General features: G+C 42.3%; 18 protein-coding genes. 9 read left to right on the forward strand and 9 right to left on the reverse strand.

Annotation, left to right across the window (positions count from 1 at the left end; translation table 11 throughout):
• Window positions 1–15: 15 nt before the first annotated feature.
• The 3 genes from ACED29_RS09635 to nadK form a co-directional block, all read right to left on the reverse strand.
• Entirely contained in the window at window positions 16–2,820 is a 2,805-nt protein-coding gene (locus tag ACED29_RS09635) for an FAD-binding and (Fe-S)-binding domain-containing protein (RefSeq protein ID WP_182754548.1), read from the reverse strand.
• A gap of 88 nt (window positions 2,821–2,908) precedes the next feature.
• Complete coding sequence (locus ACED29_RS09640) at window positions 2,909–4,561, reverse strand: L-lactate permease (protein WP_124017948.1); 1,653 nt, start codon at window positions 4,559–4,561, stop codon at window positions 2,909–2,911.
• A gap of 330 nt (window positions 4,562–4,891) precedes the next feature.
• Window positions 4,892–5,770 carry an NAD(+) kinase gene (nadK, locus tag ACED29_RS09645; RefSeq protein ID WP_124017949.1) on the reverse strand — a complete coding sequence of 293 codons (879 nt, stop codon included), beginning with the start codon at window positions 5,768–5,770 and terminating at the stop codon, window positions 4,892–4,894.
• A 162-nt stretch (window positions 5,771–5,932) separates the two neighbouring features.
• Here nadK and grpE point away from each other — a divergent pair, with 162 nt between their 5' ends.
• Window positions 5,933–6,538: a nucleotide exchange factor GrpE gene (grpE, locus tag ACED29_RS09650; RefSeq protein WP_124017950.1), complete on the forward strand. Its 606-nt coding sequence runs from the start codon at window positions 5,933–5,935 to the stop codon at window positions 6,536–6,538.
• 125 nt (window positions 6,539–6,663) lie between these two features.
• Here grpE and dxs read toward each other — a convergent pair whose 3' ends face one another.
• From dxs to xseB, 3 genes are read right to left on the reverse strand one after another with little or no spacing between them, the layout of a single operon-like run.
• A complete protein-coding gene (gene dxs, locus ACED29_RS09655; protein ID WP_124018012.1) occupies window positions 6,664–8,529 on the reverse strand; it encodes a 1-deoxy-D-xylulose-5-phosphate synthase in 1,866 nt (621 codons plus the stop codon).
• A 22-nt stretch (window positions 8,530–8,551) separates the two neighbouring features.
• The gene (gene ispA / locus ACED29_RS09660; protein WP_182698119.1) at window positions 8,552–9,433 is read right to left on the reverse strand and encodes a (2E,6E)-farnesyl diphosphate synthase; all 882 of its coding nucleotides are present in this window, start codon (window positions 9,431–9,433) and stop codon (window positions 8,552–8,554) included.
• A gap of 38 nt (window positions 9,434–9,471) precedes the next feature.
• Complete coding sequence (xseB, locus tag ACED29_RS09665; RefSeq protein ID WP_273057764.1) at window positions 9,472–9,708, reverse strand: exodeoxyribonuclease VII small subunit; 237 nt, start codon at window positions 9,706–9,708, stop codon at window positions 9,472–9,474.
• 337 nt (window positions 9,709–10,045) lie between these two features.
• Here xseB and pomA point away from each other — a divergent pair, with 337 nt between their 5' ends.
• The 3 genes from pomA (at window position 10,046) to thiI (ending at window position 13,514) form a co-directional block, all read left to right on the forward strand.
• A complete protein-coding gene (pomA, locus tag ACED29_RS09670) occupies window positions 10,046–10,813 on the forward strand; it encodes a flagellar motor protein PomA (RefSeq protein WP_124017953.1) in 768 nt (255 codons plus the stop codon).
• A 3-nt stretch (window positions 10,814–10,816) separates the two neighbouring features.
• Complete coding sequence (locus ACED29_RS09675; RefSeq protein ID WP_124017954.1) at window positions 10,817–11,743, forward strand: flagellar motor protein MotB; 927 nt, start codon at window positions 10,817–10,819, stop codon at window positions 11,741–11,743.
• A 316-nt stretch (window positions 11,744–12,059) separates the two neighbouring features.
• A complete protein-coding gene (thiI, locus tag ACED29_RS09680) occupies window positions 12,060–13,514 on the forward strand; it encodes a tRNA uracil 4-sulfurtransferase ThiI (protein WP_124017955.1) in 1,455 nt (484 codons plus the stop codon).
• Window positions 13,515–13,681: 167 nt separating this feature from the next.
• On the opposite strand, the gene ACED29_RS09685 is transcribed toward thiI, so the two are convergent.
• On the reverse strand, window positions 13,682–13,906 hold the full coding sequence (locus ACED29_RS09685; protein ID WP_124017956.1) for a hypothetical protein: 225 nt from the start codon (window positions 13,904–13,906) through the stop codon (window positions 13,682–13,684).
• A gap of 178 nt (window positions 13,907–14,084) precedes the next feature.
• Here ACED29_RS09685 and ACED29_RS09690 point away from each other — a divergent pair, with 178 nt between their 5' ends.
• From ACED29_RS09690 to rlmM, 4 genes are all read left to right on the forward strand, one after another.
• Window positions 14,085–14,996, forward strand: a complete 912-nt coding sequence (locus tag ACED29_RS09690) for a transcriptional regulator GcvA (RefSeq protein WP_124017957.1) — start codon at window positions 14,085–14,087, stop codon at window positions 14,994–14,996.
• Window positions 14,977–15,687: an alpha/beta fold hydrolase gene (locus ACED29_RS09695; protein WP_371697562.1), complete on the forward strand. Its 711-nt coding sequence runs from the start codon at window positions 14,977–14,979 to the stop codon at window positions 15,685–15,687. The genes ACED29_RS09690 and ACED29_RS09695 overlap by 20 nt, the downstream gene beginning before the upstream one ends.
• A 164-nt stretch (window positions 15,688–15,851) precedes the next feature.
• On the forward strand, window positions 15,852–16,232 hold the full coding sequence (locus ACED29_RS09700) for a DUF423 domain-containing protein (protein ID WP_124017959.1): 381 nt from the start codon (window positions 15,852–15,854) through the stop codon (window positions 16,230–16,232).
• A 96-nt stretch (window positions 16,233–16,328) separates the two neighbouring features.
• Window positions 16,329–17,417 carry a 23S rRNA (cytidine(2498)-2'-O)-methyltransferase RlmM gene (gene rlmM, locus ACED29_RS09705; RefSeq protein WP_124017960.1) on the forward strand — a complete coding sequence of 363 codons (1,089 nt, stop codon included), beginning with the start codon at window positions 16,329–16,331 and terminating at the stop codon, window positions 17,415–17,417.
• Between the two features lie 122 nt (window positions 17,418–17,539).
• Here the strand turns inward: rlmM and ACED29_RS09710 are convergent, their stop codons facing one another.
• Window positions 17,540–18,550, reverse strand: coding sequence for an isocitrate dehydrogenase (locus tag ACED29_RS09710; RefSeq protein ID WP_124017961.1), 1,011 nt, complete (start codon window positions 18,548–18,550; stop codon window positions 17,540–17,542).
• A 451-nt stretch (window positions 18,551–19,001) separates the two neighbouring features.
• On the opposite strand from ACED29_RS09710, the gene ACED29_RS09715 reads away from it, so the two are divergent.
• Window positions 19,002–21,845: a prolyl oligopeptidase family serine peptidase gene (locus ACED29_RS09715; RefSeq protein WP_371697563.1), complete on the forward strand. Its 2,844-nt coding sequence runs from the start codon at window positions 19,002–19,004 to the stop codon at window positions 21,843–21,845.
• A gap of 131 nt (window positions 21,846–21,976) precedes the next feature.
• Here the strand turns inward: ACED29_RS09715 and ACED29_RS09720 are convergent, their stop codons facing one another.
• Window positions 21,977–22,375: a DUF3192 domain-containing protein gene (locus tag ACED29_RS09720; RefSeq protein ID WP_182741954.1), complete on the reverse strand. Its 399-nt coding sequence runs from the start codon at window positions 22,373–22,375 to the stop codon at window positions 21,977–21,979.
• Window positions 22,376–22,407: the final 32 nt, after the last annotated feature.

A 22,407-nucleotide genomic window follows, 5' to 3' on the forward strand; every position in this document is an offset into this window, starting at 1 on the left:
TGATGGCCGGTTAATTTAACGGGTACATTCTTCTAGTAAATACGCTAAATGGCGGTATGAAATACCACTGTGTTGGGTTAAGCCTACCTCACACATTCTGTTGGCGTAGTAACCTTCTTTAGTTTCAGCAGGAATAAGCTTTTTAATGTTACGCAATGCGCTGGCATTAATTTCAGGCTTATAAAGCCCTTTCTCACCAGCATAACCACAACAAGTAATGTCTGCTGGTAACACGACGTGGTTAGCACACGCATCAGCAATTGCCTGTTGTTTAGGTTCTAATTTCATCTTACGGGCACTACACCCTTGGTGTAAAGTGACATTAGATTTCTTGGTTATGGTCATCTTAGGTAGCATCTCGTCGTGCATAAACTCGACTAAATCGGTTATTTTGACCTTAGGATTACCGGTTAAGGTACGATAGGTACAAGACAAGGCATCAACAATAATAGGCACCTTGCCATTATCAGACTGTTTACTCAGTGCATCAATCAGTTCATCACGCTTAGCATCGGCGTTTTTAAAATCACCTTTTGATTCCCACATCTGACCGCAACATAAATGGCGGGTGTTTTCTGGGATGATCACATTGTAGCCAGCCCGTTCGAGCAAAGTGATAACGACCTCAGGTAAGGTGCGGTTATCAGGATCTTTTGGTGTTGGACCAAAGGTTCTGCCACCGCATGCTGGGAAGTATAAAACTGTTTTCTGACCTGGTTTGTGAGCCGATGGTTTTGTAACTTTACCGCCTTTAGGGAAGTCAGGGTTCCAATATGGCACTTCTTTGGAAATCAAGCGACCTGCTTTCATCAAGGAGTTAGTAATGCTATCGCCGGTTATTTTGTGCACAATGCCTAAAATATCGAAACCAGTACTGATCACTTGGTTTACTGCGCCAAAATGTTTAGCTTGGAAGTCGAGTACTTTTTGCTCTGTGGTAGTGATGTAGGGGGTACGCAGTTTACGTACTAACTGACCCATACTGTTATCTACTGGGCAGGCAATAGTACATAACTGACATGCTGCACACGTATCAACAACATCATATTTAGCACTGGCACGCATTTCGGCTGCGGCTTTTTTATCACCAGATTGCTCTAAACGTTCAATTTCACGTAGTACCGCAATTCGTTGTCGTGGAGAGAAGTTGAGTGCCGAAGTCGGACATGTTTTCTCGCAAAAACCACACTCAATACATTTGTCGACGAAATCATCAACAATAGGGCAAGGTTTGATGTTTTTAACATGTACCAAGCTATCATCGTTAAGGATAACTCCTGGATTTAACAGTTTACTTGGGTCGAATATTTGTTTGATTTGCTTCATTAACGTGTAAGCGTCAGTACCCCATTCCATTTCAACAAACGGGGCTACAGCGCGACCGGTTCCATGTTCTGCTTTCATCGAACCGTCGTACTTATTGATGACCATGTCAGCGACATCTTTCATAAAGCCTTGGAAGCGATTGATGTCATCTTGTGAGGCAAATGTAGGCGTGATAATAAAGTGGAAGTTACCGGCTAAGGCATGACCATAAATTACCCCTTCAGGGTAACCGTGCTTATGGAACAAGGCGGTTAAGTCTGACGCTGCACTGGCTAAATGCTGTAATTCGAATGCTACATCTTCAATAATGACGGATGTACCTTTTGGTCTTGCACCACCAATAATAGGGAATAAACCTGAGCGCATTGCCCAATACTGGCCAAATACCACTGGATCATTACTAAATTCTGTTGGGCGCTCGGTGTCAATATGGGCAATTTTTTGAATAACATCTTCAGTGTATTTCACTAATGTTTGTGGATCATTAGCGCGACACTCAATCAATAAAATAGCCGAACCTTCAGGTAAATCACTTAACCACTTCGGCATACCGGTTTTTCCGGTAACCGACTTAATTGAGGCCCAGTCAAGCAATTCTGCTGCGGCAACACTATCGCCTTTAATAGGGGGAACCGCTCTGGCGGCGTCTTCCATATTAAAAAATACTGCCATGGCAGAAGCCTTAAATTGCGCTTCTTCAACTGTGTGATAAGTCACTTCATTGACAAACGCGAGTGTACCTTCCGAGCCAACAATTAAGTGATTAATTAAATCGAATGGGTCACTAAAATCCACCAGTGCGTTAATGCTATAACCCGTGGTATTTTTAATTGAGAACTTCTTACGGATTCTGGCTGATAAGGTTGGATTATTCTGTGTGAGTTGTGCTAAATCGGTTAATGCTGCAAGTAACATTGAATGCGATTGACTAAATGCCGCTTTAGAATCTGGGCAACCCGTATCGAGTTCAGTTCCATCGGCGAACATTAACTTGGCAGACTTAATTGTTTGATAACTGTTTTGAGCCGTACCACAACACATACCAGATGCGTTGTTTGCTACCATACCCGCAATTTGAGCCGAGGCTAATGTTGCTGGATCTGGGCCAATTTTTTTATTGAAGGGTTTTAATGCCATGTTGGCATCAGAACCAATGACTGCTGCACCTAGAGTGATCGATGTTTTATCTTCACTAATGTCTATGTTTCTAAAACCATCATGACCCAAAATAAGTAAAATGCCTTCACCGATAGCCTGGCCAGACAAACTGGTGCCCGCGGCGCGGAAGGTCACTGGAACATTATGTGCATTGGCAATATTGAGGGTTATTTTAACTTGTTCTGGAGTATCAGCATGTACCACAATTTCAGGTACAATCCGAAAATAACTGGCATCTGTAGACCAAGCAAAACGACGCACTGGATCGTTAGATACGGCCTGGCTTCCCAGTTGTGACGTTAACGTGTCCATCACTACTTGATAATTAATCGTCATAATATGCTCTCTTAATATTTGAATATACAGCAGGAATAGTGTGCCTGCTGTATTGTTATCGTTAGAATAGAAGCCACTTTACAGTGAATTAAAATCCACCCCAGAGAACGGCAATGGTACCTGCGACTAAGGCATATCCAATTGCGATAGGCATTGTTTTACGAATAATTTCAGATTCACGGCCAGCCATACCCACAACTGTTGCAGCTGCAACAACGTTCATGACACACATCATGTTACCCGCATTTGCCCCAATACCTTGAAGTGCGAGTGCGATGGCGTGATTCATACCAATGTTGTCGGCAACAGAATACTGTAGGCCTGAAAACATCATGTTGGAGAAGGTTGCAGAACCAGACAAAAAGGCACCAAAAATACCGACGATAGGCGAAACCCAAGCCCATACTGAGCCCATGCTATTAGCCAATAAGTCCGCTAAAGCTACAGGCATTGAAGCCAGACCTGCACCATTTTCACCTGAGTTAAGGAATATCTTCACCATAGGTACAGATGCACCGAGTGAAATAATGGTAGGCAACATCGATTTGCACGATACGGTAATTGATTGCTTCATCGTGGCAGGTTTCATTTTAAATAACATAAAACCGAATAAACAGACGACGACAAAGAAAATACCAGGCGCATACAAGGTTGCAAAACCTGCTTTAAGCTCGGTACCTAATAAACCCGTCCAACTGATATTAAAGCCGAGTAACCAGGTTTTAAATGGAACAACCACGCGGGATAAAACTAACAACGCGGCCATAATGATGTATGGAGACCAAGCTGCAATTTGTGAAAATTTAACCGGTGTTTGGTTTAGGGCTATTTCTTCATCTGATTTATGATCGTTTTCGCTGAAGTCACACCAAGGTTTTGCCGGCAGTAACCAGCCTTTTCTAGCGACAGGGATAACTAACGCCATGCCCACAAGAGCACCAATAACGGATGGGAATTCAGGGCCTGCAAAATAGTTAATTAACCATGCTGGTATCGTAAAGGCGAAACCTGCAAATATGGCGAATTTCCAAACTTGTAAGCCTTCTTTGATTGATTTGTTACGACCAAAAAAGCCAGTTAACACACATACCATCACTAACGGAATTAATGTACCCGTAAATAAGTCAATGGTGATCATATGTTTAGCGATAAACTGTGCGTAACCTGCAAAAGTGCCGCCATGTTCAGCAATTTGCGTTGCTGCCATGTTAACGCCGCCTTCAGTTAGACCTTGTTCCATCCCAAATAGAACTGGTAAGCCAATTGCGCCAAATGATACCGATGTTGAATCCGCAATCAAGGCGACTACTGCAGCTGCAATAGGGGGAATACCGAGTAACACTAGCAGCGGTGCACCGATTGCTGCAGGTGTGCCAAAGCCAGCTGAACCTTCAATAAACGAACCAAACAACCAACAAATAATAATGACCTGAACACGTGCATCGGCACTGATGTTAGTAAAGCCTGAACGAATAGTGTCCATGGCGCCAGAATATTTAAGGGTATTTAATAAAAACACCGCGCCAAAAATAATGGTTAGCGGTGTTAGTGCAGCAAGAAGACCTTCAACAACCGAAGCGGCAAGAAGTTGTGTATCCATTTGCCATATAAACATTGCTACAAGGCCTGTAGCAACCATTGATATGGGCATTGCTTTGGACGCTGGTAAGCGCATAAGCACCAAAAATACCATTACGCTAATAATGGGGGTTAAGCTTGCTAGTATCTGTAATATTGTCATGCATACCTCGAATCACTATAAGTGGGTATTGAATTGTTATTATTTGTTAGCATTTGGCTAACTAGGGCGTAATAGACGTTATTTAAGTGTTAAGGATGTTGATCGAGATCATCTAATACACGAGAAAGTGTAATCGTCGACAGAACTGTGAGGCGAGTCAGTATGAGGTTATTAAGTGCGTGTTTGAGATCACGCTTTTTAAGGATGCAACAGGTCATATAGAGTAAACCAAACGAGTTTTCGATTGGCTTTACAATATAATTAATTAGTATTTGGTAATGTGAAGAAGCTCACTGGAAAGGGAGGTTGGCTGTGACTTAGATCAAACTGTTAGAAAAGTTTACTGCCCCAGCCTAATTTATTGCGCAATACGTGAAAATAATTATGTCCTTTGGGATGAATAAGTCTTAGGCGTTCATTTGAACGGCGAATTAAGATTTCATCACCAGGTAATACCGCTAAATGAACGTGGCCATCACAACTGACCTCAAGGTTTTCACCGTTATCAGGTGATACGACTAATTTAATCGTGCTGCATGCATCGACGACTATAGGGCGGCAAGACAAGGTGTGCGGGAACATGGGCACTAAAATCAGAGCTTGTAGATTAGGGGTTAAAATTGACCCACCTGCTGATAATGAATATGCCGTAGAACCTGTTGGTGTCGAGACAATCATGCCATCTGCGCGTTGGCTATACATAAATTGGTCGTCAATATACACTTCAAACTGGATCATATGAGCAATTTTGCCCGGATGGAGCACAGCTTCGTTCACCGCGGTATTACTTGCGGTTATTTTTCCGTGGCGATGAACTTCGGCCTCGAGTAAAAAACGGTTTTCGGTTTCAAATTCGCCGCCAAGTACTTTGGATAAAGCTTCTTCGAAATTATCAGGAGGTAAATCGGTTAAAAAGCCTAAATTACCTCGGTTTACCCCAATAACCGCCACGTTGAAACGAGCTAATACCCTCGCGGCACCCAGCATATTGCCATCACCGCCAACGACGATAGCTAGATCACAATGCTCACCCATTTCAAGTAGGTCCATTGAACAAACATCAGGCCCCAGCTCTGAAGATACCCGTCCTTCAACGATAACTTTAAAGCCCTGCATGCTCAACCAATGATGCAATCGGGTTAACGTGAGGTTAGTCCCTTGATGATGTGGTTTGCCGATGAGTCCGATAGTCTGGAACAATTTAGTCATATTCGCGTTTGTTATGCCTTTAGGCCTTGAAACATAAGAATTGATCCCCATAATATACTCAAACTTATTAGAAGTGTGAGATTTGCTGTTAATTTTCAGCAAATGGCCACTTTATTTATTGTCGTAGAATACGAAATAACGCATTTATGAGCTGGAGCGAACATGAGCAACGAATCGAACAATACATCGCAAGATCAAGTAGAAGATCAAATTACTTCTGAAGTCGCGGCTGATGAAGTTAGTTTGATGGATGAATTAACCCAAGCAAATTTTCGTATTGAAGAATTAGAGCAACTACTGGCTGAATCTGAAGCTGCGTTAGCTGAGCGTAAAGATGTTGAAATGCGCGCAGCAGCAGAAACACAGAACATCCGTACTCGCGCGGCAAAAGATGTCGAGCAAGCGCGTAAGTTTGCCTTAGAGAAGTTTGCTAACGAACTGTTACCTGTCATCGATAATATGGAACGTGCCTTACAGGGAACCAATCCTGAAGATGAAGCCACCAAGGCGATTTATGAAGGTGTTGACCTGACAATGAAAGGCTTTTTAACGTCAGTGGCTAAGTTTGGCGTAACCCAAGTTAATCCTCAGGGTCAAGCATTTAACCCAGAACATCATCAAGCTATCGGTATGCAGCCTAGTGCTGAGTTTCCAGCTAACACTGTGATGATGGTCATGCAGAAAGGGTACTTACTGAACGATCGTTTATTGCGACCTGCTATGGTGATGGTATCTCAAGGCGGTGCAAGTGTGGATGTTGAAGCTTAACGTTTAAGCCGATACAAGGTCGAAAGACTGAATCAATAGACACAAAAAAGGACTGAATTTTCAGTCCTTTTTTATTAGCATCATCAGCGAGTCATGCTCATAGCACACGTAACCGCCGTTAAACCTTAGGCCATAAAGGCTTGGATTTGGGCTAAAATACCTGCTGCATCGAGTTGCAGATCTGCGATTATCTCATCTGGCGCACCGTGCTCAATAAACTCATCAGGTAAGCCAATTTGTAACACGGGTTTCACAATCCGCATTTTATGTAATGCTTCAATCACTCCTGAGCCTGCACCACCCATAATCGCATTTTCTTCTACCGTCACAATAACATCATGGCTGTTGGCGAGTTGTTCAAGCAAGCTTAGATCCAGTGGTTTAACAAAGCGCATATCAGCAACCGTGGCATCCAGCTTTTCTGCCGCATCAGTCGCTGCTTCAAGTGTGGTACCAAAGTTAACAATCGCAATTTTTTGACCTTGGCGGGTTAATACCCCTTTACCGATAGGCAATGCCATCATACTTTCTACTTGTTCAGCACCTGTGGCAAAACCGCGTGGATATCGCACCGCCGTTGGACCATCTTGGTAACAATACCCGGTATACAGCATTTGGCGACATTCATTTTCATCTGATGGCGCCATAATGATCATATTCGGAATACAGCGCATAAAGCTTAAATCGAATGCTCCTTGATGGGTAGGGCCATCGGCTCCCACAATACCGCCGCGATCAATAGCAAATAATACTGGTAAACGTTGCAAAGCTACGTCGTGAATAAGTTGATCGTATCCGCGCTGCAGGAAGGTCGAATATATGGCGACCACAGGCTTTAGTCCTGCACAGGCAAATCCTGCGGATAAGGTGACCGCATGTTGCTCGGCAATCGCAGCATCAAAATATTGGCTTGGGAAGCGTTGTGAAAACTCAACCATGCCAGAACCTTCGCGCATAGCAGGAGTGATAGCCACTAACTTCTCGTCTGTGGCAGCCATGTCGCATAACCATTTACCAAACACTTGTGAAAACGTAGGTAAACCAGGTTTAGTGGTCGGTTTCTTAAACAGGCTTGGATCAAATTTAGGCACTGCGTGCCAGCCGATAGGATCTTTTTCAGCAGGTTCATAACCACGACCTTTTTTAGTCATGATATGCAGTATCTGTGGACCTTTGAGGTTACGCATATTACGCATGGTTTCAACGAGCGAATCGACATCGTGACCATCTATAGGGCCAATATAATTAAACCCTAGCTCTTCAAATAGCGTTGCAGGCACAACCATGCCTTTAAGGTGTTCTTCAGTACGCTTAGCCATTTCTTTAATGACTGGCATCCCTTTAAGGACCTTTTTACTGTTTTCTCTAATGGTGGTATAAAAGCGTCCTGACATCAGTTGTGCTAAGTGGTTATTCAGTGCACCAACGTTTTCAGAAATCGACATTTCGTTGTCATTAAGTACCACCAGCATGTCATTGTGCAAGTCGCCCGCATGATTAAGTGCTTCAAACACCATACCGCCTGTCATGGCGCCATCACCAATGACGGCAACCACTTTACGACCCACAGCTTCTTTTTCAGCAGCGATCGCCATACCTAATGCTGCACTCACAGAAGTGCCTGAGTGGCCTACGCTAAAGGTATCGTATGGGCTTTCTTCACGCCATGGGAAAGGATGCAAGCCATTTTTTTGGCGAATGGTGTGCATCTGTTCGCGACGATCAGTGAGTATTTTGTGTGGATAAGCTTGATGGCCTACGTCCCAAATTAATCGATCGAATGGGGTATTGTAGACGTAATGAAGTGCCACAGTTAATTCAACTGTGCCTAAGCCAGAAGCGAAATGTCCGCTAGAAATACCAACAGACTGAAGTAAGAACTGTCTGAGTTCATCAGACACTTGTGGAAGTAAACCTTGAGGTAACTTCCTCAATTCTTCTGGTGTATTAGCTTTTGCTAGTACTGGGAATTTAGAAATATCGAAGCTCATAGCGAGATTGTCTGACTCTTTATTATAATCTTCGCTCAATAATGTAGTGGGCGAAGTCTGCAATTAACTGGCTATTGTATGGTAATTTAGTCAGCGCTGATAGTGCATCTTGTATTAGTTGTTCTGCACAGGCTTTGGCACCATCGAGACCAAGTAGTTTCGGAAAAGTGCTTTTATTCGATTGCTGATCGCTGCCTTGGGGTTTTCCTAGCTCTTCAGTGCTTGCGGTGATATCTAAAATATCATCCTGAACTTGAAAAGCTAATCCAAGCGTGTGAGCGTATTTCATCATCAGTTGATAGTGCTCATCGGGTATATCTGCAGCAATCAACGCGAGCTCTACGGCACAAGTAATCAACGCACCGGTTTTTTTATTATGTAATTCGGTTAATCTTTCTATATTGATACTGTGATCGGTAGCACTAAGATCAATTGCTTGTCCACCACACATGCCCTGGTACCCAGAGGCTTTGGCAAGTGCTCTCACCATGGCGATTTGCTGCTTTGGGTGTAAGTCATTGCTCGGGGCTGTGATAATTTCAAACGCTAATGTTTGAAGTGCGTCTCCAGCAAGAATTGCAGTGGCTTCATTAAAGGCAACATGTACCGTGGGTTGACCACGACGAAGTGCGTCGTTGTCCATAGCCGGTAAGTCATCATGTATTAAAGAATATGCATGAATACATTCAATGGCTGCGGCAGCTTTATCCAGCGCATTGATATTGACACCCAGCATATCACCGACACTGTAGACCAAAAATGGTCTAATGCGTTTACCGCCTAATAATGCCCCATGCAGCATGGCTGCTTTTAAATCTGGGGCGGCATCATCAAGCAAAGTTAAATGCTCGTTAAGAGTAACATTAACGCGCTTTTGGTATGTTGTTATCGCTTCAGCTAACACGTATCAAGACCTATTATTTAATACACACTCTGTGACGATTATTCACTTTCAACAGTGAATGGCACAAATTCAGCATCATCTTCATTTAGTAATATAGAGACTTTTTGCTGTGCTTGTTCAAGTTTTGCTTGGCTTTGTCTGACTAACTTAATACCACGCTCAAATTGTTTAAGCGCGTCATCCAGAGACACTTCGCCTTGCTCTAAATGAGCAATAATGGTTTCAAGTTCAGTTAATGATTGTTCAAAACTGAGGTTTTCTGGTTTTTTTGCCACAATTAATATTCCTTTCATTACGCGAGTGACAAGGTATATCAGCCCAGCGTATCGGTCAAATACAGTCGCTGGATATTTGCTCAACAGCACGCTTTGTTATTGAATTTTGTTTAGAATGTGCAAAAACAAGCTAAACTTGAGCCGAGTTTGTCCGATAACAAGTCATAATTTAAAATTGATAGCATAAAATAGTATTGAAACTGTTGCTGTAATACATAACGATGGGCAATATAGTTAAGCAACAATATGCCCCGTTGTTCAGGTTATACAGTATGTGCTCACAGCACGATAAAGCGGCACAAATAGGCAGCGCAATGACTGCGATTGAGGAGAGGTTGTGGATTTAGCTACCCTAATAGGTATTATTGGTGCTTTTGCATTTATTATTGGTGCGATGGTGACTAGTGGTGGTATCGGATTATTTATCGATGTACCGTCAATTTTGATTGTTGTTGCTGGCTCATTATTTGTTGTGATGATGAAATTTAACCTAAAACAATTTTTAGGTTCGATAAAGATTGGCATGAAAGCCTTCATGTTCAAATTAGACAAACCTGAAGATTTAATCGAACAAGCTGTCACCATGGCTGATGCAGCCCGTAAAGGGGGCTTCTTAGCATTAGAAGAGGCGGTTATAACTAACAGCTTTATGCAGAAAGCTGTCGATATGTTGGTTGATGGCCATGATGGCGATGTCGTGCGTAATGCGCTAGAAAAAGACATTACCTTGACAGAAGAGCGGCATAAAACCGGTATTGGCATTTTTAAAGCCATGGGTGATGTAGCCCCTGCAATGGGAATGATTGGTACACTTGTCGGCTTGGTGGCGATGTTATCTAACATGGATGATCCAAAATCCATTGGGCCATCAATGGCGGTCGCTTTGCTAACGACACTTTATGGCGCAGTGATCGCCAACATGATCGCTATCCCAATGGCGGATAAATTATCATTACGTATGAACGAAGAATTGCTTAATCGTAATCTTATTATGGATGCGGTATTAGCTATTCAAGATGGACAAAATCCACGGGTGATCGAAGGCTTCCTGAAGAATTATTTGGCTGAAAAATTAAGAAAAATCGATACAACGGACGGAGAGTAACTCATGGCTAAGGCCAAGTGTGATTGTCCACCAGCAGGCGCCCCCATGTGGCTTGCCACCTTTGCAGACTTAATGTCATTGCTTATGTGCTTCTTTGTGTTGTTATTAGCGTTCTCTGAAATGGACGTGATGAAATTTAAGCAAATTGCCGGTTCAATGAAGTATGCATTTGGGGTGCAAAACAAAGTTGAAGTAAAAGATATCCCCAAAGGCACCTCTGTTATTGCATTGGAATTTCGCCCTGGTCGACCCGATCCCACGCCTATTGAGATCATTAATCAACAGACTAATGAAATGACTCAACCGACCATAGAATATCAGGCCGGCGAAGATGACAATGCAGGCGGAACCCAAAAACAAAGCGGTGAACAGCGTGGCGGTAATGCCGCAGCAACAGCGCAGCAAGAAGCTGAAGCGGTTAAAAAAGATGCTGCATCTTCACAAGAAAATATTAACGAGCAAGTTAAGAAAATGGCTGAAAAGCTTAATGAAGAAATCGTTGATGGTGCGATTGAAATTGAGTCTTTAGGTCAGCAAATTATTATCCGTATTCGTGAAAAAGGCTCGTTTGCATCTGGTTCTGGCTTTTTACAACCTAAGTTCAAACCCATAGTGCGCTCGATTGGTGAATTATTAAAAGATGTTCCCGGCGTGATTACGGTATCCGGTCACACCGACGGTGCCGACATTAGTAATGAGCTGTACAGTTCAAACTGGGAGCTATCAAGTCAACGTGCTGTTTCCGTAGCTCATGAGTTAAGAAAAGTCCCCGGCTTTGATGAGACACGAATGAAAGTGGTTGGAGAGGCATCTAATCGGCCATTAGTGGCTAATGATTCTAATGAGAATAGAGCAAGAAATCGTCGCGTTGAAATTTCTATCGAGCAAGGTAAGCCTAAAGAGTCGAATGAAATTGTAGTCTCGCAATAGTAACAACTCATCAGTTTACATCATTATTAGCGCAGTCTATGAAGGTTAAATAGATTGCGCTTTTTTGTGTCAAAAATGTGCTTTAACAGCCGTTTCATTTACAAAAAACAGATAAAAAAGTGAATATGTTTGGTTAATAGACATCATTTGGTATAATTGGAAGATTATTGCATAAGTTATGCTATTTACTGGATTATCTACACATCTAGCAAATAGGTCTGTGTTGTTTTTTAATTTATTATCAAGGCATTACTGTCCTTTTTACTTAGCAAAACCGAGTGTGGTGCTATTTGATGGTGATACCTGTGGAACCCTGATGAAGTTTATTGTAAAGCTGTACCCTGAAATCATGATGAAGAGCAAGTCTGTAAGAGTGCGCTTTACTAAGATGCTCGAAACCAATATCCGTAATGTACTAAAAAACGTCGATGAAGGTGCCAAAGTTCTGCGTCAATACGATCGTATTGTAGTCAAGGTACCAATTGATAAACCGGAATTGTGTGATGCATTTGCAGACCGATTATCTTGCATTCCAGGTATTGCTCATATCGTACAGGTCAGTGAATACAGCTTTGATTCTATTGATCATATTTACCAGCAAACATTACCAATATACCGTGACGAAATTGCCGGTAAAACATTTTGTGTTCGCGTAAAACGTTCTGGTAAGCATGATTTTAATTCAATTGATGTTGAGCGATATGTGGGTGGCGGATTAAATCAGCATACGGATGCACTAGGGGTAAAACTTAAAAATCCAGATGTGACCGTTAATCTTGAAATCGATCAAGATAAGCTTTACATGGTCGAGCGCCGTATAGAAGGTCTGGGTGGTTTCCCAATGGCAACCCAAGAAGATGTGTTGTCGCTTATTTCGGGTGGTTTCGATTCTGGTGTATCAAGTTTTCAGTTTATTAAGAAAGGTGCGCGTACTCATTATTGTTTCTTTAATCTAGGTGGCGCTCAGCACGAGATAGGTGTTAAGCAGGTGGCTTATCATTTATGGAAAAAATATGGTGAGTCGCATAAAGTACGTTTTATCTCTGTGCCATTTGAGCCTGTTGTTGAAGAGATTCTTGAGCGTATTGATAATGGTCAAATGGGCGTAGTACTTAAGCGTGTAATGATGCGAGCAGCTACTCGAATCGCTGACAAATTTGGTATTCAAGCCTTAGTTACCGGAGAAAGCTTAGGACAAGTTTCTAGCCAAACACTGACTAACTTAAATGTGATTGATCGGAGTACTGAGTTACTGATTTTACGTCCGCTGATCACAATGGATAAACAAGATATTATTAATCAGAGCCGTATTATTGGCACTGAAGATTTTGCGAAGTCGATTCCTGAGTATTGTGGGGTTATTTCACAAAAGCCTACGGTTAAAGCGATATTGTCTAAGGTTGAAGCCGAAGAGATGAAATTCTCCGAAGACTTAATCGAACGGGTGGTTGCATCTGCTGTCGTGATGGATATTCGTGATATAGAGGCTGAAATGAATCAACAAGTTACCGAGACCGAAACGGTTAACAATGTGGCATCAGGTGAGATTATCATTGATGTTCGCGCTCCAGAAGAAGAAGAGCGAAGCCCATTATTGATCGATAATGTGATGATTAAAGCGATTCCATTCTTTAAATTAGCGACACAATTTGCTGACTTAGATAAGTCTAAAACGTATTTATTGTATTGTGACCGTGGGGTTATGAGTAAATTGCAGGCTTTATACCTTGTTGAGCAAGGCTATACGAACGTTAAAGTGTACCGCCCTTAACCATAGGAGCGGTTTGCGCGTGTGTTGGCCGCTTTTATCTGCATGAGTATTTAGGTCATAGCAAGTTGAATCAGCATACTTTTTAAGTTTGCATGTAACAAACGTAAAAAAACCGCATTGAATGCGGTTTTTTTATTATTTGGATAACAGGCTAAATCATAGTCGTATTAGTTTGCTTGGACCACTTGTGAAGTTTTTTGTTGTTGTTCATTGTCAGCAACAAGAATGCTGTTAACATCGTTATTAATATCGATTTGCATGGCTTCAATACTTTGCGATAGTTCAGCATGTAAATCGGCCATATCGATAGGTTCTAGTTCAGTTGCTTGGGCTGTTGATAATCCGATGATGGATGTCAGCGCAACTGCAAACAGAGTATTTAGGTTGAACATAGGGGTGAGCCTCCAGGCTAATAAATCACATTTGGCGGACCATCCCAGTTACGTCGTAGAGAGTGTCCAACGGTATTTTTAATGCTGCTAATTTAACCAAACACAGTGTTCTTTACAAACGACAAAAAATAACCATAATCATTAGAAAAACTAATTATAAACCGAGAGATTGATCACTATGTCTAGACGATTACCTCCTTTGAATGCAGTTAAAGCATTTGAAGCTGCAGCAAGACATTTGAGCTTTACCCGCGCTGCAGAAGAGTTGTTTGTCACTCAAGCTGCTGTGAGTCATCAAATTAAGGCGTTAGAAGATTTTTTAGGGCTAAAGCTGTTTAGACGTAAAAATAGATCATTATTGTTAACAGAAGAGGGCCAAAGTTATTTTCTGGACATTAAAGATATTTTTATTGAGCTAGGAGAAGCGACTAATCGCTTGCTTGCTCGTAGTGCCGTCGGTTCGTTAACTGTGAGTATGTCACCGAGTTTTGCTATCCAATGGTTAGTGCCGCGTTTAGCTAAATTTAGTGAAAAAAATCCTGATATTGATGTGCGTATTAAAGCGGTAGACAGTGATGCAAGTTCGTTAACTGATGATGTTGATGTCGCTATTTATTATGGCCAAGGAAATTGGCCGGGTTTACGTGCAGACAAATTGCGTAATGAAGTGCTTATTCCGGTATGTTCGCCACTCTTACTCAATGGTCCTAAGCCACTAACCCTACCGAGCGATTTGAAGTTTCATACCTTACTGCACGACTCTAACCGTCAGGATTGGCAGGCATGGTTTAGGCAATGTGGCGTGACAGATATTAATGTCAATCAAGGGCCGATATTTAGTCACTCTTCATTGGTGTTGCAAGCTGCAGCGCATGGCCAAGGGGTTGCTTTAGGTTATAGCGTACTTGCTCGGCCAGACATTAAAGCGGGGCGCTTAGTGTGTCCGTTTTCTGAAGTATTGGTTAGCAAAGATGCCTATTACTTAGTCTGCCAACAAAACCATTCTGAAATAGGCAAAATTTCAGCCTTTAGAGAGTGGATGGTGGATATGTTTGCAGAGGAGTCTCGAAGTGAGCTGCTTACCGGATAATACCAGGATGTTGGCCCACGACTCCCTATTACAAGGCCCTAAAAGTGATACTTTGATTGTTTTTGCTCATGGTGCGGGTGCCAATATGCATCATGAGTATATGGCGACGATGACGGATAAGTTAATCGCGCAAGGCTATCAAGTGTATCGATTTAATTTTTTGTATATGCAAGCTAATATGCAAGATGGAAAACGACGTCCGTCTGATAGAGCGCCTAAACTCCTCGCGCACTATGAACAAGTGCTACAGGACATTAAGCAAAAAATCGCCCTTGGTCAGATCAACTGTCAGCGAATCATCTTGGTGGGTAAGTCTATGGGCGGGCGGATGTCAGCGACATTGACCAGTACCGATTATCAACGACAACAGCCCGGACTTGATGATGTCATGAGTAAAGTGGCAGCCATAGTCTGTTTAGGTTACCCGTTTATTCCCCTCAAAGGTGGCGAACCGCGTCTTGATCCTATTGTGCATAATGCTCTACCGATGTTAATTGTGCAGGGTGAGCGAGATAAGTTTGGCGATGTTCAGCAAGTGCCTACATGGACGTTAGGCGAGCATACTCAAGTGTGTTGGATTGGTGATGGTGATCATAGTTTACAACCGCGAAAATCGTCAGGTTTTACCCTCGATGGCAATCTTAATCATGCTATTGAGTATATTCGGCAGTTTATTTCGCAATTAGGCTAAGGCTTAAGTGCTATATGCTGTGTCTATTATGCTGATATCGGTATCAACGCCAGTAGCAACTTAATTACAGCTCTGATACTCATGGTGATGGCTTAAGTCTCGAAAATGAGCTTGCTTCGGTAGTATGATGGATGATTAGTTTATGTTGCATGAGGTTAAGTAAGATGAATAAAGGTCTATTACTCTTTGCCACTTTTAGTGGTTTTCTGGCCGTAGCACTGGGGGCTTTTGCTGCTCACGGACTTAAAACTATCGCCCCACCAGAGCTGGTGAATATTTTTAAACTCGGGGTCGACTATCAGTTTTATCATACCTTCGGATTGATTGCATTGGCTTTTTCTGCCCATTGGATTCCATCTAAGTTGATCAATTGGGCTGCTTATAGCTTTATTGCTGGGATAATATTTTTTTCAGGTTCGTTATACCTTTATGCTTTTACGGGCGCTAAATGGATTGGTCCAATTACGCCAATCGGAGGATTATGCTTCTTAGTCGGTTGGTTGTTATTTGCCGCGGCAATTTGGCATACAAAATCGCCTGAATAATGGCTTGGGTAAATTCTCCCACCTCGAGTATTTTTGGGTATAATGGCGGGATTATTATCTCGCGGTTATGCGAATATCCTTACGCTAAGGCTCCAAATGAAAAACCTATTCCTATTTTGTCGCTCAGGCTATGAAAAAGATTGTGCGGCAGAAATTCAACAACGTGCTGCAGAGTTAAACGTCGGTGGCTTTGTAAAAACAAATCTCAACGATGCTTATGTTATCTATCAATGTTTTGATGATAATGGTGCCGATACGTTAGCCAAGGATTTAGCGCTTAGTTCATTAGTGTTTGCGCGACAAATGTTTGCTGCCGGTGAGTTGTTGACTGATTTACCTGAACAAGATCGCGTTGGGCCGATTGTGGCTTCACTTGCCCAATTGTCAAAATGTGGCGAGCTGCGTGTTGAAACACCTGATACAAATGAAGCTAAAGAATTATCGGCATTTTGTCGTAAATTGACCGTACCGCTTCGCCAAGGGCTAAAAAAGAGTGGCGCATTGCTCAATGCTGAAAATGACCGTCGTCCAATTATTCATGTGTGTTTCATTGGACCTGGTAAAGCGTATGCGGGTTATTCCTTAAGCCATAATAGTTCACCACATTTTATGGGGATCCCGCGCTTAAGAATGGCTACGGATGCGCCGAGTCGCTCAAGCCTTAAGTTAGATGAAGCCTTCGGTGCTTTTTTAACTAAAGAAGAACAAGAAACTCGCTGTCGCAGTGGCCTAAATGCGGTTGACTTAGGGGCTTGCCCTGGTGGTTGGACCTACCAATTAGTTCGCCGTGGCATGATGGTTGCGGCCATTGACAATGGTCCTATGGATCCAAAATTGATGGAAACCGGCCAAGTGAAGCATTACCGTGCCGATGGCTTTCGTTTTGAGCCGCCACGTAAAAATATTTATTGGTTAGTGTGTGACATGGTTGAAAAGCCTGCTCGTGTTGCTGAGTTAATGGAAGCATGGGCAATTAATGGCTGGTTTAAAGAAGCTATTTTTAATCTTAAATTACCAATGAAGAGCCGCTATAAAGAAGTGAGTACTATCTTAGAAACCATGGCCACCATTTTAACTGAAAATGAAATCGATTTTAAAATGCAGTGTAAACACCTTTACCATGATCGTGATGAAGTGACGGTACATTTATGGATTTTCCCTGAAAAGGGTGTGAGCTACGCATAAGCATGCAATAGTATCGCAAACAAAAAGCCCCTTATGCATTAGTGCATAAGGGGCTTTTTGGTGAATGGCTGAGCAGATTAATCGCTGATGAGCTGAGTAAACCGTCAGCCGTACGCTTAGTTCTAGACTAAACGATCCAGTACAGCTTGAGTAAAATCGGTCGTGCCGTGAGTACCGCCTAAATCGCGAGTCGTACGATCGCCTTCTTCTATCACTGCCGATACTGCACTGCGGATCATTTCAGCTTTATCAGACATGCCTAGGTATTCTAGCATTTGAATCGAGGCTAAAATAACGGATGTAGGATTGGCTAAGTTTTTGCCTGCAATATCAGGAGCACTGCCGTGTACCGCTTCAAAAATCGCAGCATCGCGACCAATATTTGCGCCCGGTGCCATGCCTAAACCGCCCACAAGACCTGCACATAGGTCTGACAAGATGTCACCAAATAGGTTTGTCGTCACGATAACATCAAAGTTTTCAGGATTCATAACCAGTTTCATGCAAGTAGCATCAACAATCATTTCTTCAGTGGTAATGTCTGGGTAACGTAAGCTCACTTCACGTGCCACTTTCAAGAATAAACCTGAGGTTGATTTCATGATGTTAGCTTTATGAACGATAGTCACTTTTTTACGATTTTCTTTACGTGCAAGCTCGTAAGCAAAGGTGGTGATTTGTTCTGCGCCTTGACGGGTAATAATACTCGTCGCTTCTGCAGTTTGACCATCATCAGAGATTTTTTGTCCTAAACCTGAGTACATACCTTCGGTGTTTTCACGCACGGTAATAATATCAATGTTTTCATAACGCGCTTGAGTGCCTTTAAATGAAATCACTGGGCGCACGTTGGCATAAAGGGCAAACTTCTTACGTAAGCTCACATTAATTGAGGTAAAACCTTCTCCCACAGGAGTGGTTAACGGACCTTTAAGAGTAATCCGGTTTTTCTCGATAAGATCTAAAGTACGTTGTGGTACTAATTCACCGTGCTTTTCTAACGCCGTTAACCCTGCATCTGCAAATTCATATTCAAAGTTACATCCTGCTTTGTCGAGGATTTTTAATGCTGAATCGATAATGCTTGGGCCAATCCCATCACCTGGGATCACGGTTATTGTACGTTTTGACATGAATAGTCCTTCCACGGTTGTGGTTACTGCAATTGATAGACCGTATACATGACACGGCTAGGTGACGATAAAAAGCGTCGTTTTTCTGCGGCGTATTTTAACGACTTTTAATGTTTATTTACAGAAAATAGTGAGTATTATCACATTAATTCCGTTATTTTTAAGTCAATTCTAATTTGATTGTTTTACTATGAACCTTTATTACAAATTGTTTACGTGTAAAGCATCTCAAGGCTGAATGATGTTGGTCGGTTTATGTTTTATTGTCGTGCATTAGCTTATTCGGTGAGCTTTTTTTATATAGACGACCTTGGTCGAATGCAATGCGTTAAATCGATTACAGACTGCTTAAGTCAACTGTTGACTCGTTAAGATTAAAGATGATCTATTTACGAGCCCATTACGATAATCTGTTCCAGTTATGGATTATGGGAACTATTAGAGGAAAACTGTGAAATTATTTAATTTAATTCCATTGGCAGTCTGTCTGTCATTGAGCGTCCATGCGGCGCCCCAACGTGCATTGTCTCTCGATGACATTATGCATTTTGAAACCCTTCAACAGCCGGTTATTTCTGATAATGGCGCAGTGATTGCTGTACAGGCTACTCCTGATAGAGGCGATAGTCGTGCATTAATTCGTTTTAGTGATAATCGTAAACAATATGAAATTGCCAATGGCACCAATGTCCAAGTCAGTGCTGATGGTAAATATGTTGTGGCGACAATTGAAGCGAGCTTATTTGATCGAGAAACGAAAAAGAAAGACGACTTGCCTCATCAAGTGGTGTTACTGAATACCGAAAATGGCAAGCAGCAGCAATTTGATAAGGTCGACTCCGCAGTATTTAGCGATGACGGTCATTTTCTGGTTTTAAAGTTTGACGTGGCTAAAGCTGAATCAACAGAGACTAAAACAACATCTCCAGCAGCTCAGTCAGGTTCATCAGCGCTTGAAGCAAGTATTGTTGAACATAGCGCCAAGACTGATTCTGCTCAGCCTCAAACTGAAAAAGCCGATAAAGGCGCTGATATTCAGCTGATTAATTTAGCCACTGACCAACAAACATTATTATCGAATGTGACTCAATTTGCCTTTGATAAAGTTGCACAACATTTGGTTGCGGTAGTCAACCAAGATGATAGTCAACTACACCAAGTCGTGTTAGTCACGCTCGATAATCAACAACAGCGTCCGCTTTACAGCAGTAAAAATGAACATATTGAAGCATTAGCTATCAGCGACAATGGCCAATATGTTGCGGTAACTAAAGGCATGGCAAGTGCTTTACGTTATGGCCGAGAGCATAATTTGTTGTTACTCGATGTACAAAATAATCAACAACAGCAGTTTGCTCCGACCAAGAAGTGGACATATAACCAATATTCAAGCTTACAGTTTTCAAAAGATGGCCAGCGTTTATTTGTTGGCCGAGTGCCAACAGTAGGGCAGCAAGCTGAATTAGCTGATTATCAAAATCCAAATGATGTCTTTAAACCTGAGATTATTACCGCCAAAAAACAGCTACGTATTTGGCATGGTGATGATGCCAAAATTAAGCCTCAAGAAGTTAAAGAATATGAGCAAGAATTAAAACGCACTTATCTAGCGGTTTTACACCTGGACTCAAATAAGGTTGTCCAATTAGCAGACCAAGTTGTGCCTGATGTGACCTATGGTGAGCAAGCACGTTTCTTGTTAGCCAGCTCAGATGTGCCATATCAGAAGATGGTGACTTGGGCAGGCTTTTATCGCGATGTCTATTTAGTGGACGTTAACAACGGTAACAAAACGCTAGTGTTAACTCAGCAACCCAGTGATGCGATGCCGACGTTATCACCCAATGCCAAGTTCTTAGCTTATTACCAACAAGGTAACGTATTTTTATTTGATGTTGCCTCTCAGCGTCGGGTTAATTTAAGCGCAAATATTACTACTCCTTTTGCTGATGAAGACCATGATTATCCCAGCGCAGCTCCCGGTTACGGCTTTGGTCCTTGGTTGGCCGACGATAGTGCGATAACGGTATATGACAAATATGATGTCTGGCAGTTTAATACTGCATCAAAACAAGGCTTTATGTTGACCAATGGGGAAGGGCGTAAACAGAAAACTCAATTTAGGCTAGTCGGTCTAGTCAAAAAAGATGAATTATTACCTGCGGTCGTTAACAATGCTGAGACTGTGTTGTTGCAAGGCTATAATCATCTATCAAAAGCGGATGGTTTTTTTAGCGCTAAAATCGGCGTGGCTGGTGTGAGTCGTTTAACTGAAAGTAATAGCAAATTAACCTTACTGGCTAGAGCGAATAAAGCCGCTGCAGTGGTATTTACAAAGCAGCGCTATGACTTATATCCAGACTTGTATGTTGCCGATAATACCTCACCACAGAAAGCCGTTCAGTTAACCACGCTTGATAAACAACGTGAACCATTTAACTGGGGCAATGCAGAATTAGTCCATTGGCGAGATGGCGATGGTGTCAAAATGGATGGGGTGCTAATTAAGCCAGCAAATTATCAAGCAGGCAAACAGTATCCCACGCTGGTGTATTTTTACCGCTTTATGAGTGACAGGTTATATGCTTTTCCTGATATGAAGCTCAATCACCGACCAAACTTTGCATGGTATGCAGACAATGGTTACGCTATTTTCTTACCCGATATCCGTTTTGAAATTGGTTATCCAGGCATTTCGTCAGTAAAAGCATTGACTGCAGGAGTGCAAAAGCTAATTGAAATGGGTGTGACTGATCCAGATGCCGTGGGTATTCAGGGGCATTCATGGGGTGGTTATCAAAGCGCTTTTGCGGTAACACAAACCAATATCTTTAAAGCGGTTGTTACTGGTGCTCCGGTGTCGAATATGACCAGTGCTTATAGTGGTATTCGTCATGGGTCAGGCTTAGCAAGACAGTTTCAATACGAAACCGGCCAGAGCCGAATCGGAGAAAGTTTATTTGCTGCGCCGCAAAAATACATAGAAAACTCGCCTATTTTTTATGTAGACCGTATTCAAACCCCAATGATGATCATGTTTGGTGATAAAGATGATGCTGTGCCTTGGGAACAAGGCGTTGAGTTATATCTGGCTATGCGCCGCGCTGGTAAGGATGTGGTGTTTTTACAATATCAAGATGAGCCACACCATTTGAAAAAGTATCCTAATAAGCTTGATTACAGTATTAAGATGAAGCAGTACTTTGATCATTATTTGAAAGGCACACCTGCTCCAGATTGGCTGCGCCAAGGCGAATCTTATCAGGAGTACAAACCCAAGCCACTTAGCTCCTAGGTTCTAGGGCATGACTTCGTCACAGCTAGGGCGCTTCGCTGCTAGATCCTAAAACCTAGGGTCTAGCAGGACAAAGTCCGCCCTCTAGCGAGCCTGCGAGTTCTTAGATTCTAGCTGAGTTGAAAATAGATTTATAGCGGGGCTTTACCTGCGATAGGCACATCAAAATATTGTTGCTGAGTATCTTGTCCCCATGCCACTAAAAGATTATCTCTGAACAACAATGGCGTACATTCTTCTTTAGTGGTTTCGCCATCTGACTTTACATGATGGGTGCGGTAATACATCACTTGATATTGACCATCAACACCCGTTTTAGCTTCGACAAAATCTGCGCTGCCTAGTAAGGTTCGGATCTCATCAAGACTTTGGCCAAAGTGAATGTCACTCATTTTTTGTAAATTAAATGCTTGGCGATCGTCCCAAGCTCGGTCTTCTGGTTGAGGTTCATAAACAAAAATGACGACAGCGACAAACAACAAATAGGCTGTGAAAATGCCACCTATGATATAGCTTACTTTTGAGTTCATAATGCGTTTAATCCGTTATGCTATGATGATCG

Source organism: Shewanella sp. 5S214 (assembly GCF_041439795.1).
GTDB lineage: Bacteria > Pseudomonadota > Gammaproteobacteria > Enterobacterales > Shewanellaceae > Shewanella > Shewanella vesiculosa.